The organism is Nonomuraea sp. SBT364 (genome assembly GCF_001083785.1).
GTDB lineage: Bacteria > Actinomycetota > Actinomycetes > Streptosporangiales > Streptosporangiaceae > Nonomuraea.
Genome location: NZ_LAVL01000019.1, coordinates 1 through 13,342 on the forward strand (window position 1 = coordinate 1; position 13,342 = coordinate 13,342).

Genomic DNA, 13,342 nt, shown 5'->3' on the forward strand with positions numbered 1-13,342 from the left:
CACCTTCTGATCGAGCACCCCGGCTCCCACCGCCCCCCGGTACGCGGTCAGCCGCCGCACCGCCTCCGTCGCGGACGCGTCCTCACGCAGCGGGTCCGGCCCCAGCGAGGCGAACAGGGCGGCCACGCCCCGCGAGTCGAGGGACTCGCAGCGGGAGGGCGCGATGAGGTCGTACGCGACCGTACCCGTGGCCAGCCGCAGCCGGGTGCCGCCCCGGGGCGCTGACGCCGGCTCGTCGTGGCGCAGGAAGAGGCCCCGCATGCCGAGGTGCACGTGGATCGCCGGAAGCCCGTCCTCGAAGTGGTAGAGCAGATGCTTGCCGACGGCCTCCACCCGGGCTAGCGTCCCCCCGTCGTAGGGCCGCGCGGGGAAGCGTCCCTGCGGGCTGGAGGCACGCACGACGTAACCGGCGAGGGCCTCGTGCTGCTCGCGGGCGTGGCGGTGGATCAGGTGGCCTTCGGGCATACTCCGGGCTTTACCCGCGAACCGGGCCGCCGCGCCGGTGAGCCGCAGGTCGAGCGCCGTCGGGTACGCGCTGTCGTTCACCCTGCCGACCAGCAGCGGCTCGGCGGGCGGATCCTCCGTACAGCCCCTAGCCGCGTGGCGCGTACATGATCACCAGGACGCCGGCCACGCAGATCAGCGCGCCGATGACGTCCCAGCGGTCGGGCCGGAATCCGTCGGCGACCATGCCCCACGCCAGGGACCCGGCGACGAAGACGCCCCCGTAGGCAGCCAGGATGCGACCGAAGTTGGCGTCCGGCTGCAACGTGGCGACGAAACCGTACAAGCCCAGCGCTACGACGCCGGCGCCGATCCAGAGCAGGCCGCGCTGCTCACGTACGCCTTGCCAGATCAGCCACGCGCCGCCGATCTCGGCGAGCGCGGCCAGGGCGAACAGCAGCAGGGAGCGGACGATCGTCATGACCGTCAGTACAGCGCATCACAGGCCACTCGCGAGCGGCGGGGTGAACCGGCCGGCCCGGCGGTAGAAGCCCGGACGGGAGCCTTCGGGAAGGGCAATCAGCAGCGTATACCGCCTCTATACCGTCGATGCCTATTTTCGGTAGCGCTTCGACGCGCACGACGGGAGTTTCTCCACCTGATAAGTCGTGTCACCCCTCCGAAATGGAATGACATGCTGAAAAAACGCTTAGCAAGCGCGGCTGTGCTCCTGACCGTCGTGGCCGGTGGTCTGGTCGCGACATCCGTTCCCGCCTCGGCGGCCCCTAACTACCAACTGCCCTTTCCCTGCGGTCAGAAGTGGCGGCTGAACACCTGGGACGCCTCGCACGCCCCCTCCCTGGACATGGTTCGCGAGCCGCAATCGGAAACCGAAGGTTCGTTGCTGGTCGCCCCGGCCTCCGGCACGGTGAACCAGTCGTACGAACACAGCGATGCCGGCCACATGGTTCAGATCGACCATGGCGGCGGTCACTTCACCACGTTCATCCACCTACAGTCGCGTGACGTGCGCGCGGGCGACAGAGTCACGCAGGGGCAGACCATCGGGCGGGTCGGGCACACCGGCCGCACCGCGAACGGAACGCCGCATCTGCACTACGAGCAGGGCTACGACGCCAACGGCGACGGGAGCGCTTCCTGGGGTTTCGAGGGCGCTGAGCGCGTCAAGGCCGTGTTCGACGGCAAGGCGTACGGGCCCGCTCCCGGCGGTGAGTGGCGCAACGTCGAGAGCCGGAACGGCTGCAAGCGAAGGGTCGGCAACAGTGTCACTGGTGACTCGTTCACCGATCTGCTGGCCGTGGATGCCGGTGGCACGATGCGGTTGTACAGCAACAACTTCGCGCGTGACGACGGTCAGCCGTGGGGCAGTGCGCCGCGTGAGGTGGGCCATGGCTGGGGCGGTTCGACTCGGATCATCCCGGCTGATGTGACCGGTGATGGGTTCACCGATCTGCTGGCCGTGGACGCTGCTGGCACGATGCGGCTGTATAGCAACAACTTCGTACGTGACGACGGTCAGCCGTGGGGCAGTGCGCCGCGTGAGGTGGGTCACGGCTGGGGCGGTTCGACTCGGATCATCCCGGCTGACGTCACTGGTGATGGGTTCACCGATCTGCTGGCCGTGGACGCTGCTGGCACGATGCGGCTGTACAGCAACAACTTCGCGCGTGACGACGGTCAGCCCTGGGCGAGTGCGCCGCGTGAGGTGGGCCATGGTTGGAGCGGTTCGACTCGGATCATCCCGGCTGATGTGACCGGTGATGGGTTCACCGATCTGCTGGCCGTGGATGCCGGTGGCACGATGCGGCTCTACAGCAACAACTTCGCGCGGGACGACGGTCAGCCGTGGGCAGCGCGCCGCGTGAGGTCGGCCACGGCTGGAGCAGTACGACTCGGATCATCCCGGCTGATGTGACCGGTGATGGGTTCACCGATCTGCTGGCCGTGGATGCCGGTGGCACGATGCGGTTGTACAGCAACAACTTCGTACGCGACGACGGTCAGCCGTGGGGCAGCGCGCCGCGTGAGGTGGGCCACGGCTGGGGCGGTTCGACTCGGATCATCCCGGCTGATGTGACCGGTGATGGGTTCACCGATCTGCTGGCCGTGGATGCCGGTGGCACGATGCGGCTCTACAGCAACAACTTCGTACGCGACGACGGTCAGCCCTGGGGCAGTGCCCCGCGCGAGGTCGGCCACGGCTGGGCCGACAACGTCCGCATCCTGGCTTGACCCCCATCACCGGGCCCTTCCTCATCGTTCATGGAGTAGCCATGCGACATGCCCTCACCCGATCCCTGACCGGATTACTCCTGTCCCTGTGCCTCTCGGTGCCCATCGCCGTGATGTCTTCGGCTCCCGCCCAGGCAGCGGACACCGTGCCATGCGACAAGAACGGAACCACCTCCGCCGATGCCGCCATCGCGACGCAGCTGAACAGGCAACTGACCGGTCGCATGCGGGACTCGATGACGGCTTATCGGGTGTCCTGCGCCCGCGTCATCATCGCCACCGTCAAGAGTCGTGGCCTGCCGATTCGGGCCGCACAGATCGCCATCACCACCACCATCGTCGAAACCACCATCCGCAACCTGACCTACGGCGCCGACGACAGCGTCGGGCTCTTCCAGCAGCGTCCCTCACAGGGCTGGGGAACGGTCGAGCAGATCCTGAACCCCGTCTACGCGACGAACAAGTTCCTCAGCAAGATGCTCCAGTTCGACTGGCGAGACGATCCCATCGGACAGATCTGCCAGCAGGTGCAGGTCTCCGCCTTTCCCGAGAAGTACGCCGAAGAGGCTGGGGACGGCGTGGCCATCGCGAACGCCGTTTGGTCCATGTCGGAACCTGCGGAACTCCCCAGCAACAGCGTGACGGGTGATTCGTTCACCGATCTGCTGGCCGTGGACGCCGGTGGCACGATGCGGCTCTACAGCAACAACTTCGCGCGTGACGACGGTCGGCCGTGGGCGAGTGCGCCGCGCGAGGTCGGTCACGGCTGGGGCGGTTCGACCAGGATCATCCCGGCTGACGTCACTGGTGACGGGTTCACCGATCTGCTGGCCGTGGATGCCGGTGGCACGATGCGGCTCTACAGCAACAACTTCGCCCGTGACGACGGCCAGCCGTGGGGCAGTGCGCCGCGTGAGGTGGGCCATGGCTGGAGTAGTACGACCAGGATCATCCCGGCTGACGTGACCGGTGACGGGTTCACCGATCTGCTGGCCGTGGACGCTGCTGGCACGATGCGGCTCTACAGCAACAACTTCGCCCGTGACGACGGCCAGCCGTGGGGCAGTGCGCCGCGTGAGGTGGGCCACGGTTGGAGCGGTACGACTCGGATCATCCCGGCTGATGTGACCGGTGACGGGTTCACGGATCTGCTGGCGGTGGATGCCGGTGGCACGATGCGGTTGTACAGCAACAACTTCATGCGGGACGACGGTCAGCCGTGGGGCAGTGCGCCGCGTGAGGTGGGCCACGGTTGGAGCAGTACGACTCGGATCATCCCGGCTGATGTGACCGGTGATGGGTTCACCGATCTGCTGGCCGTGGATGCCGGTGGCACGATGCGGCTCTACAGCAACAACTTCGTACGCGACGACGGTCAGCCGTGGGGCAGCGCGCCGCGTGAGGTCGGCCACGGCTGGAGCGGTTCGGTCCGCATCCTGGCTTGAGCTCACCCCCGCCGGTGCCGGCCGCCCACCACCGGGCGGCCGGCACCGGCGGGCCCACTACCAGCACAGCCGATGGAGGCCACGCCCACCATGCGGCGCGTGCGGATCGAGACCGACCGGCCCGTGGCCTTCCCTGCACCCCCGGCCGGCACGGCAGAAAGGACCCGCTGTCCGTGTCGGGGAGGCGTACGGCGTGGTCAGGGCCGGGCGCGGCGGGCCAGGGCCTGCCCCGCGGGCAGGTCGCCGACGAAGGCCCGCAGAAAGCCGAAGAGCTGTTCAAGATCGTGCCCTTCCGCCGCGGCGTCGAGCGACCGGTAGAGGTCTTCCTCGATCTCGATGATCTCCTGGTTCAGCCCTGCTCCTTCCGCGGTGAGCGACAACTCGATGTGGCGGCGGTCGTGGGCTGCCACATCGCGCTTGACCAGGCCGGCGGCGACCAGCCGGTCGACGAGCCGGCTCGGGCTGGTGCCGCTCTCGCAGACCAGCAGTTCGCCGAGGCCGTTGAGTGTCAGCGGGCCCCGCTGCTGCAGGACGCGGATGACCTCGGCCTGGGACGGCGTGATGCCGAGCGGCCGCAGGGCCTGGCCGAGCAGCCGGTTGCCTTCCCGTTGCGCGGCCAGGATCAGGTAGCGGAGTTCTTCAGCGGGCCGCAACGGCCACCGCCGGGTCGTCGACTCTTTCGGTCAGGAACGCCTCGACGGCGCGGGCGTAGGTTTCGGGGTGGGTGAAGCGGAACATGTGGCCGGTCCGTTCCAGCACGATCTCGCGGGCCTCGGGGATGCCGGCTCGCATGACCTGCGCCGCTTCCTCGCCGATGAGCTCGTCGTGTGACGGCGTGATGATCAGAGTGGGTACGCCGACCCTGTCGAGCTGTTCGGTGTAGTCGGCGGCCAGTGCCGCGGTGACCCGGGCGCCGAACGATGCGGCGGGGGTGTTGGCCAGGAACAGCCGGCGGCTGTCGGCCTCGCTCCAGGGGATCTGGCCCTCGCGGTCGTGGGGCGAGGCGAGCCGGTGGGCGTGCGCGCGCAGCACCAGGTGCCGGTAGAGGTCTCCCCGCAGCCTGCCCATGATCCGCATGGCGGACTTCCAGAGCGGCGAGGAGATCGGGTTGGCGGCGAAACCGCCGGACATCACCAGGCCGCGCAGCCCGGCCGGTCGGCGGACGGCCAGCGCCAGCGCGATGTTGGCCCCGAAGGAGTCGCCGACCAGCACGTACTCGTCCAGGTCCGCGACCTGGGCCGCGGCGGCGTCGGCGTAGGCCTCCATGTCGTCCACGCCTTCGGGGAGCCGGAAGGTGCGCCGGGGCCGGTGGGCCAGAGGAGTGAGCTGCTCAAGGTCCCACGGGGCACCGGAGAAGCAGGGGACGAAGACCAGCGTCGGTTCACTTGTCATGAGGATTAAATTACACGACATATATGTCGTGTCAACTAATCTGGCCGAGACTCGCGGTGCGGCAGCGGTGTCGGCTCGCCGGCGAGCGGGCGACTCGCCGCCGCGTCCTTCCGCGCCGCCGCGATGATGAGCGCCCCGGCGACGACCCCCGCGAAGAACGGGGACGGCACGAGAAGGACGCCGCCCAGCGCGCACCACGCGGCGAGGCCCCAGCCGGCCCAGGCCGGCACGGCCACCGCGCGTCCGGCCAGATGCCAGATCAGGCAGCCCAGCAGGATCAGAGGCACGCCGAAGCCTCCGGGGCCACCCCAGAACGTGACCTTGTTCTGCAGGGACTCGACAGTCGGGGCGGACCCCTCGGCGAGCACGAGCGGGACGGCTGCCCACATCCCCCGGCTCGCCCAGGCGGTGACGTCCCCCCAGGCGATGACGGCCAGCAGGATCAGATGCCCCGCGCCCAGCACGACCATGATCCCGCTCGCCCAGCGGAGCAGCGGCTTTCTGGAGTTCAACGAGACTTCCCCTTTCTGGCGAAACGCTGATCTATACGGTGCCGTACAAATCATGTGTACGGTAACGTACAACTTGAACGCGATCAACGGAGGTGGCCCGATTCCCGCCGTTCCCCGCACGACCCGAGCCCGCTGGATCGAGGCGGGCCTCGAAGCCCTCGCTCGCGGCGGGCCCGACGCGGTCCGCGTCGAGACGCTCGCCGCCACGCTCGGCGTGACCAAAGGCGGGTTCTACGGATACTTCGACGGCCGTCCCGCGTTGCTGGCGGAGATGCTCGACGAGTGGGAGCGCCGCTGCACCCGCGAGCTCATCGCCCAGGCCGACGCCGAGGGTGGCGACGCCGCGGCGCGGATCCGCCGCGTCGGTCAGCTCAGCTTCTCGGAGGACTTCCACCGGGTCGACCTCGCGGTCCGGGCCTGGGCGCACCACGACGAGGCCGTCGCGGCGCGCCTGCGGCGGATCGACAACGAACGCATGGACTTCCTGCGCACGATGTTCGGCGCCTTCGTCACCGACCCGGACGAGGTCGAGGCGCGCAGCATCCTGGCGTTCTCGCTGGCCATCGGCCGGAACTTCATGGTCGTGGACCACCCCGGGCGCACCAAGCGCGAAGCCGTCCAACTGGCGGGCGAATACCTCCTGCGCCCGTGACGTCCGGCGGACTCGCCGGAGCCGATTGTCGGAGCCGGTGGCTAGGGTTCGGGGCCATGATCGCTTGTATGTGCGAGGGGTCCCGATGAACCCCTGGCGGGAGGTCCTCGACCGCATCGAGGCGCGCGACGAAGAGCACCTGACGACCTTCCTGGACGGGCTGAACGACCTGGGGCGGAAGGCGGTCGCCGCACAGCTTCCCGCGCATCTGGCCGAGGAGCTCCGGGGCGGATTCGAGGCCCGATTAAAGATCGAGGCGCTGGCGGCCGGATACCGGCTGGCGGGGGCGGCCTGCCTGACGGGGGCCGAGCAGGTGGCGACCTGGCTGAACCGCCGGGAGCTGAGGGAGCCGCGCGACCCCGAGCGGGACGCCGGCCGCATCGTATCCCTGCTGCGGCGCCGGAGCCTGGAATGGCGGCGCGACCTGGCCGCCCGGCTGGCGGGCCGGCTGAGACCGCCGACCGGCAGGGCCTCACGGCGCAGCGACGGCCTGCCGGGCTGGGAGCTGGTCGCCGCACTGGTGTCCGAGACGGGCGCCGAGCCGCCGCTGAGCGACGCGTTCGTCGCTGGATGGGTCTGGCGGCAGGTATGGCGGCGGCGCGTCCACGGCAATCGCCTCGCGGCTGATCCGCTGCTCGACGCCCTGCTGCCGCGCCTGTTCGAGGCACAGGGCGTGGCCGCTCCCCTGGCCATGGAGCTGCGCTGGGACCTGGGGCGGAGCACCGTCGGCGAGCTGGCGGAACTGGCGGGCGGAGGCCGGGTGCCGCGAGAGACGCTCATCGCCGGCTGCGCCCGGCGGTTCATGACCGGCGGCCAGGCCGAGGACATCACCCCGTTCGTACGGTTGTGGCGGCTGCTGCGGCCGGCACCGGCGGACATCCCCGTCCTGGACTTCGTGCGCCTGCTGCCGTCGGCCGGCCCGTCACTGGCGCAGCTCGCGGTGGACGAGCTGCAGCGGGCCGAGGCCGCGGACCTGCTGGACGACGAGCTGTTCGCCGAGGCCGTCGGGGCGCTGGCGTACCGGCGGGAGAAGGGCCTCCTGCGTGCCGCCGTGCAGTGGCTGGCGCGCACTCCCGCGCCGAGGTGCGCCGGCGCGATGCCCGCGCTCGCCGCCGTGTTCGACGTGGACACCCCTGCCCTGCGCGAGCGCGCGGTACGGCTGGCGGTCAAGCTGGCCCCGTACGCGGACGCCTCCGGCCGCGAATCGATCCGCGAGGCCGCGACCAGGCTGCCCGGCGCCTTACGCGAACGCGTCGCCGCTGCCTACGGCCCGATCGACGAGCCGGAGACAGAGCCGGGGCGGCCGGTCGCCGCCGTTCTGCCGGTGCCCGCGCTGCCCGGGCTCGCACCGCCGTTCACCTCACCGGCCGAGCTGGTCGCGGAGCTGCGGGCGCTGGGCTGGATCGACGAGCCGCTGCGCTGCGAGCGCGTCCTGGCCGGGCTGGTCGAGCTGACCCATGGCGATCGCGACGCGATGACCTCGGCGCTGCGGCAGTGGTGGGAGGAGACCCGATCGCTGCCGGGCGACCCCGACGTTCGTGTGTTCGACCGCAGCGCTCATGACCGCGGGGCCCGTGCTCTGCTGGCCCGCTGCGCGCTGGCGATCGTGGCGCCCGAGCAGAGCCGGCGGGTGAGCGCGTCGCCAGCCGGGACGCGTACGCACCTCGGCTCCGAGGACTGGCCGCCCCAGCGTCTCCTCCGGCACCGTCTGGAGGAGGTGATCGCGCTCTTCGAGCGCGGGGAGACGATTCCCGCGCTGCTCGCCACGCCGACCGCCCCCACCGGTCAGGTGGATGCCGCGACCTTGGTGGCGCGCATGGAACGGCTGGCGGGCAACGAGCCGCTGCCCGCCGACTTCAAGCAGGCGCTGCTGCGCCTGCCCCGGAACACCGATCCCGATCTGCTGGCGCGAGCGGAGAAACTGCCCTCGCAGGCGGGCCGGGAGCTGGCCGCCTGGCTACGTGACGGCGGCCGGCCGGATCCCGTCGTGGACTGGGTGGTGGTGCAGAACAGGCAGGCGTACCACAGGCCCGACCGCCGGCTGCTGCCCAAGGTCGTGCCGCCTAAGGGCCTGCCGGACTGGCTGGAGGAGCTGTGGGTCCTCGACTCCCCTTACGTCTATCTGTCCTATCAGCACGACGTCCTGTGGTGGCCGGTGATGATGCCGTCTCACCGCGAGATCGTGGCCGCCTGGCTCCTACGTTCCTGGCCCGGCCTGTCCAGCTCGAACGACCCCAGGATGGAGACCCTGGCGGCCCTGGTCCACGGCGACGGTCCGGTCGGTGCGGCCACCGCGGTCGTGCTCGCGAGCGGGCTGGGCCATCGGCGGGACGAGCAGCGGGCGGCGGCGGCCGACGCGGCGCTCACCCTGGCCGCGCGCGGGCAGTTCCCCGCCGCCGCGTTCGGCGCGGCCGTCGTGAAGCTGATCCGGCTGGAGTTCGTCGTGCTCAAGCGGATCGCCGCGGCACTCGGCGAGCTGACGGAGGCCGGCGCGCACGCGGAGGTGTGGCAGGCGCTCGCCGTCGCCCTTCCTGACCTGATGCCCTCCGATGGCGAACGGCCGCGCGCCGGGCTGGGCGAGCTGCTGGGCGTCGCCGCGCGGGCGGCCACGCTCGCGGGCGCGAGAGGCGAGATCGCCGGGCTGGCGGGGATGGCCGCGCGCAAGGGCTCGAGCCTCGTGCTGCACGAGGCTCGCCGTCTGTACGAGGTGCTGTCCGGGTAGCGGCCCCCGCCGATCTCAGCCCGCCCGCAACGGCCCGTAGTGGGCGAACGCCTCACCGGTGGTGAACGCCCAGTACCGGTCGCCGGTGGACCAGTGCCACCACTCGGTGGGGTAGTTGACGAATCCGGCGCCGGCCATCGCGTCGCGCAGCCGCCCCCGGTTGGCGGCGGCCTCCGGCGAGATGTTGTCCGCGTCGGTGTAGCAGGCTTCCTGTGTGTCCTCCGGGGTGGCGTTGACCTCTGTGCCCATCCAGCACAGACGCCCGTCCGGGCCACGCAGCGTCAGGTCGACCGCGCCTCCCGTCGTATGCGGAGCCACCTCCGGCGGTGAGATGTACCGGCTCGCCTCACGGTGCGCCCGCGCCGCCGGCCAGTGCGGACACTGCTCGCGCAGGAAGGCGACCCGGTCCGCGAAGTAGGCCGCCTGCAGTTCCGGTGGCCGGTATCCCTCGACCACCACGAGCCGGTAACCCGGGGGCAGAGACGACTGGGCATGCCGCAATCGCCGCAGCACGCCGAGCCGTACCCGGGCGTACGCGCCTTCGGAGTCGGCCTGCCGGCCGTCCACCTCGATCTCGGCGGCCTCGCGCACGTCCGCCAGCGGCTCGTGGCATTCGCGCACCGGCAACGCCGAGATGCGTTCATCAGCCAGCAGCACGATGTCAGCCACGAGGTCCTCCAGCACGTTCAATTCGGGCACCGGCCAACACCTTGCTCCCCTGCCCTGCAGAATCCCTGTATTTCCGCTGTAACAGGGATCCTTACTGCGTTGATATAGGGGGCGCGATCCGGCCACACTGATTGTCAACTCGGTGTGGTGTACGCCTTGACGGGGAATGCGGGGATTTGCATGGAGTTTCGCCTGCTGGGGTCACCCGAGGTGTGGCTCGATGGTCGGCAGCTCGAACTGTCAGCCAACAAGCTGACGGCCCTTCTCGCGACCGGGCTGTTACAGGCCAACCGGGTGGTGTCGATCTCACATTTCGTCGACGCGCTGTGGGGCAACGCGCCACCGGCCACCGCTGGGGCGCTCGTCCACACGTACGTGTCGAACCTGCGCAAGGTGCTGCACGGCGGTGAACGCGAGATCATCGTCACCCGCCCGCCCGGCTACCTGTTCGAGGTCGATCGCGAGCGCATCGACGTCAACCGGTTCGAGGCGCTGGCGGCCCAGGGCCAGCGGGCCGCCGCCGCCGGACGCCACGAGGAGGCGGCGCGGCTGCTGCGGTCCGCCCTGGAGATCTGGCGTGGGCCCGCGCTGAACGGCCTGATGACACCCGTGCTGCGCCAGGCCGCCGACGGGCTGGAGGAACTGCGCCTCTACGTTCTCGAAGAACGCATCAAGGCGGAGTTACGGCACGGCCTGCCCGGCCCGCTGGCGGCCGAGCTGGCCACGCTCGTCAAGAAATACCCCCTGCGCGAGGGCCTGCGCGCCCAGCAGATGCTGGCCCTGTTCCGGCTGGGCCGGCAGGCCGACGCGCTCGACGTCTACCGGCAGGCCCGCGAGGCGCTGCAGTCGGAGCTGGGCATCGATCCCGGCCAGGAGCTGCGCCGGATGCACCAGGCGATCCTGACCGCCGACCCGGCGCTGGACGTGCCCGCTCCAGCGGAGCCCGTCGTCGTGACGGTGGACACCGAGCCCGCGGCCGTTCAGCCGCAGGACCCGATCGCGGCCGTTCCGCCGCAGGACCCGACCCCGGCCGCGCCCCAGGTGCCGCGTCAGTTGCCGCCGGCCATCGGCGGCCTGGTGGGCCGCGACGGCGAGCTGGACAGTCTGCGTGCCACCCTCATGAACGCGGTGACGGCCGGCCGGCAGGTCTGCTGCGCGATCTCCGGGAAGGCCGGCAGCGGCAAGACCACCCTGGCGATCGCCGCCGCGCACGCGGTGCGTGAGTCCTTCGTGGACGGGCAACTGTACGCCACCTTCCGCGGCGGCGGCCCCGAGGAGACCCGCGAGGTCCTCGGCGCGTTCCTGCGCGCGCTCGGCGAACCGGCATCCCGGCTGTCCGGCCCCGTGGAGGAGCTCAGCGGCCTGTTCCGCAGCCGGATCGCCGGGCGGCGCATCCTCATCCTGCTGGACAACGCCGGGCCGGAGGAGCAGGTCCGGCCGTTGCTGCCCGCCCACGGCGGCGTCGCCACGCTGCTGACCAGCCGGGCGGCCCTGGCCGGCCTGGACCTCGACGCGAACCTCGGACTGGACGTGCTGGAGCCGGACTCCGCGCTGCGACTGCTCGCCCAGCTCGTGGGCGGGGCACGGGTGGCGGCCGAGCCCGAGGCCGCCGCGGAGATCGTCCGGCTGACCGGTGGGCTGCCCCTGGCCGTGCGGGCGGTCGGCGCCCGGCTGGCGCTGCGGCAGCGGTGGCCGCTGAGCGTGCTGGCCGTCCGCCTGCGCGACGAGCGCCGCCGCCTGGACGAGCTGACTGCCGGCGACCTGGAGGTCCGGGCCAGCCTGCACCTCAGCTACGCGAACCTGCCCGACCCGCTCCGGCTGGCCTTTCGCCGGCTCGGCACGATCGCCGTGGGCGAGTTCCCGCCGTGGCTGCTGGCCCCGCTCCTCGACGCCACCGAGGCCAAAGCCGAGCATCTCGTCGAGCGGCTGGCCGACGCGCAGCTCGTGGACGCGACCGGCGTGGGTCCCGACGGGCGGGCGCGCTACGGCATGCACGATCTCATCCGGCTCTTCGCCAAGGAACGCGCCGACGCGGAGGAGCCGGTCGCCGAGCAGAGCCAGGCGATCGAACGGCTGGTGCGGTACCTGCTGGGCGTCATCGCCGACCTGGACTCCGGAGCGCCTGACCAGGCCGCCGACCTGCAGTCGTGGCTGGAGCAGGAGCGGTGGTTGCTGGTGCAGACCGTGGAGCGGGCCGGCCGGTTGGGCCTGCACCGGCCGGCCTGGCGGTTGAGCGCGGCGCTGCTGCCTTCGTTCCGGCTGCACAACACGTTCGACGCGTGGTGGCGGACCCATGCGGCCGCGCTCGACGCCGCCCGGTCGGCGGGTGACCGGGCGGGCGAGGCGAGCCTGCTGCGCGGTCTCGCCCTGCTCCGCTACGAGCAGGACCGTCTCGACGAGGCCGCCGAGTACCACGGCCAGGCGCTGGTGATCTTCCGGGAGCAGGACGATCTGCGGGGGCAGGCCGACTGCCTGCTCGGGATGGCCGCCGTGCACCGGGAGCGGGGCCGGTTCCGGCACGCGCTCGAACTCTTCGAGCAGGCCGGCGGCATGTGCGCCGAACTGGACGACCCGTCCGGTCTGGCCGAGTGCAAATACGGCATCGGGTATGTCAACCGGGAGGTGGGCGACTTCTCCGCCGCTGACGCGGCACTGGAGGAAGCGCTGGCGGCCTACCGCCGGATCGGCGACGCCCGCGGGGAGGGCCTCGTCCTTCGCTCGATGGCGATGGTGCACCGGGCGCGTGGCGACCTCGACCGGGCCGAGCCTCTCGCCGTGAAGGCGATCGCCGTGCTCCGGGAGAGCCAGGACCGGTTGCTCATCGCGTACGGGCTGCAGTGCCTGGCGAAGATCCAGGTCAGGCGGGGCGAGTTCGCGCCGGCGGCCGGAGCCCTGCGTGAGGCGCTCGCGGTGTGCGTCGCCTTCGGCGACCGCTTCGGCACGGCCCTGACCACCCGCACCATCGGCGAGTTGCACCTGGCCAGGGACGAGCTGGATCTGGCCGCGACCCACCTCGACGCGGCGCGTGAGCAGTGGGCCGCGATGGGCTTGGAGCTGTTCCGGGCTCGCACCGACCGGGACCGGGCAGAGGTCCACCGCCGGTGCGGCGAGCTCGGCCAGGCCGACGAACTGCGCGCGACGGCGGTCGAGACCTTCCGCCGCTACGGCAGCCGCGAGCAGGACGAACTGGCCGCGCCGCCCGGAGAGCCGGGTCGTGACCTCGAAGAACGCCACGTGAGGTCGCATCATTAGA

General features: G+C 71.2%; 12 protein-coding genes. 6 read left to right on the plus strand and 6 right to left on the minus strand.

Going from position 1 to position 13,342, the window contains the following annotated elements; all coding sequences use genetic code 11:
• Together ADY59_RS12050 and ADY59_RS12055 are read right to left on the minus strand one after the other, a co-directional pair.
• The coding region (locus ADY59_RS12050; protein ID WP_331459482.1) for an Fpg/Nei family DNA glycosylase at positions 1 to 546 on the minus strand (546 nt) is incomplete at its 3' end.
• 46 nt (positions 547 to 592) lie between these two features.
• On the minus strand, positions 593 to 925 hold the full coding sequence (locus ADY59_RS12055; RefSeq protein WP_049561532.1) for a YnfA family protein: 333 nt from the start codon (positions 923 to 925) through the stop codon (positions 593 to 595).
• A 213-nt stretch (positions 926 to 1,138) separates the two neighbouring features.
• Here ADY59_RS12055 and ADY59_RS47485 point away from each other — a divergent pair, with 213 nt between their 5' ends.
• From ADY59_RS47485 to ADY59_RS47495, 3 genes are read left to right on the plus strand one after another with little or no spacing between them, the layout of a single operon-like run.
• Positions 1,139 to 2,380 (plus strand): peptidoglycan DD-metalloendopeptidase family protein, encoded by a 1,242-nt coding sequence (locus ADY59_RS47485; RefSeq protein ID WP_082310041.1) that lies wholly within the window; start codon positions 1,139 to 1,141, stop codon positions 2,378 to 2,380.
• On the plus strand, positions 2,377 to 2,697 hold the full coding sequence (locus tag ADY59_RS47490) for an FG-GAP-like repeat-containing protein (RefSeq protein ID WP_053174683.1): 321 nt from the start codon (positions 2,377 to 2,379) through the stop codon (positions 2,695 to 2,697). The genes ADY59_RS47485 and ADY59_RS47490 overlap by 4 nt, the downstream gene beginning before the upstream one ends.
• Before the next feature lie 41 nt (positions 2,698 to 2,738).
• Positions 2,739 to 4,142, plus strand: coding sequence for an FG-GAP-like repeat-containing protein (locus ADY59_RS47495; RefSeq protein ID WP_053174686.1), 1,404 nt, complete (start codon positions 2,739 to 2,741; stop codon positions 4,140 to 4,142).
• A 197-nt stretch (positions 4,143 to 4,339) separates the two neighbouring features.
• On the opposite strand, the gene ADY59_RS12070 is transcribed toward ADY59_RS47495, so the two are convergent.
• The 3 genes from ADY59_RS12070 to ADY59_RS12080 are packed head-to-tail and all read right to left on the minus strand — an operon-like array spanning position 4,340 to position 6,046.
• Positions 4,340 to 4,795, minus strand: coding sequence for a MarR family winged helix-turn-helix transcriptional regulator (locus tag ADY59_RS12070; protein ID WP_049561535.1), 456 nt, complete (start codon positions 4,793 to 4,795; stop codon positions 4,340 to 4,342).
• Positions 4,782 to 5,534 carry an alpha/beta fold hydrolase gene (locus tag ADY59_RS12075; RefSeq protein ID WP_063780637.1) on the minus strand — a complete coding sequence of 251 codons (753 nt, stop codon included), beginning with the start codon at positions 5,532 to 5,534 and terminating at the stop codon, positions 4,782 to 4,784. The genes ADY59_RS12070 and ADY59_RS12075 overlap by 14 nt, the downstream gene beginning before the upstream one ends.
• Positions 5,535 to 5,569: 35 nt before the next feature.
• On the minus strand, positions 5,570 to 6,046 hold the full coding sequence (locus tag ADY59_RS12080; RefSeq protein WP_197093566.1) for a DUF6463 family protein: 477 nt from the start codon (positions 6,044 to 6,046) through the stop codon (positions 5,570 to 5,572).
• A 73-nt stretch (positions 6,047 to 6,119) separates the two neighbouring features.
• Between ADY59_RS12080 and ADY59_RS12085 the strand changes: the two genes are divergently transcribed.
• Positions 6,120 to 6,698: a TetR/AcrR family transcriptional regulator gene (locus tag ADY59_RS12085; RefSeq protein WP_231618673.1), complete on the plus strand. Its 579-nt coding sequence runs from the start codon at positions 6,120 to 6,122 to the stop codon at positions 6,696 to 6,698.
• Positions 6,699 to 6,783: 85 nt separating this feature from the next.
• Positions 6,784 to 9,420 (plus strand): DUF7825 domain-containing protein, encoded by a 2,637-nt coding sequence (locus ADY59_RS12090; protein WP_049561542.1) that lies wholly within the window; start codon positions 6,784 to 6,786, stop codon positions 9,418 to 9,420.
• A 15-nt stretch (positions 9,421 to 9,435) separates the two neighbouring features.
• On the opposite strand, the gene ADY59_RS12095 is transcribed toward ADY59_RS12090, so the two are convergent.
• On the minus strand, positions 9,436 to 10,119 hold the full coding sequence (locus ADY59_RS12095; RefSeq protein WP_231618674.1) for a M15 family metallopeptidase: 684 nt from the start codon (positions 10,117 to 10,119) through the stop codon (positions 9,436 to 9,438).
• A 150-nt stretch (positions 10,120 to 10,269) separates the two neighbouring features.
• On the opposite strand from ADY59_RS12095, the gene ADY59_RS12100 reads away from it, so the two are divergent.
• Positions 10,270 to 13,341 (plus strand): AfsR/SARP family transcriptional regulator, encoded by a 3,072-nt coding sequence (locus ADY59_RS12100; RefSeq protein WP_049561544.1) that lies wholly within the window; start codon positions 10,270 to 10,272, stop codon positions 13,339 to 13,341.
• The last annotated feature ends 1 nt before the right edge of the window (position 13,342 follow it).

What these genes read in the sequence shown, in the direction of transcription:
- ADY59_RS12075 (WP_063780637.1), bottom strand. Translation starts at nt 5,534, where the DNA reads ATGACAAGTGAACCGACGCTGGTCTTCGTCCCCTGCTTCTCCGGTGCC.
- ADY59_RS47495 (WP_053174686.1), top strand. Translation starts at nt 2,739, where the DNA reads ATGCGACATGCCCTCACCCGATCCCTGACCGGATTACTCCTGTCCCTG.
- ADY59_RS12100 (WP_049561544.1), top strand. Translation starts at nt 10,270, where the DNA reads ATGGAGTTTCGCCTGCTGGGGTCACCCGAGGTGTGGCTCGATGGTCGG.
- ADY59_RS12055 (WP_049561532.1), bottom strand. Translation starts at nt 925, where the DNA reads ATGACGATCGTCCGCTCCCTGCTGCTGTTCGCCCTGGCCGCGCTCGCC.
- ADY59_RS12090 (WP_049561542.1), top strand. Translation starts at nt 6,784, where the DNA reads ATGAACCCCTGGCGGGAGGTCCTCGACCGCATCGAGGCGCGCGACGAA.
- ADY59_RS47485 (WP_082310041.1), top strand. Translation starts at nt 1,139, where the DNA reads ATGCTGAAAAAACGCTTAGCAAGCGCGGCTGTGCTCCTGACCGTCGTG.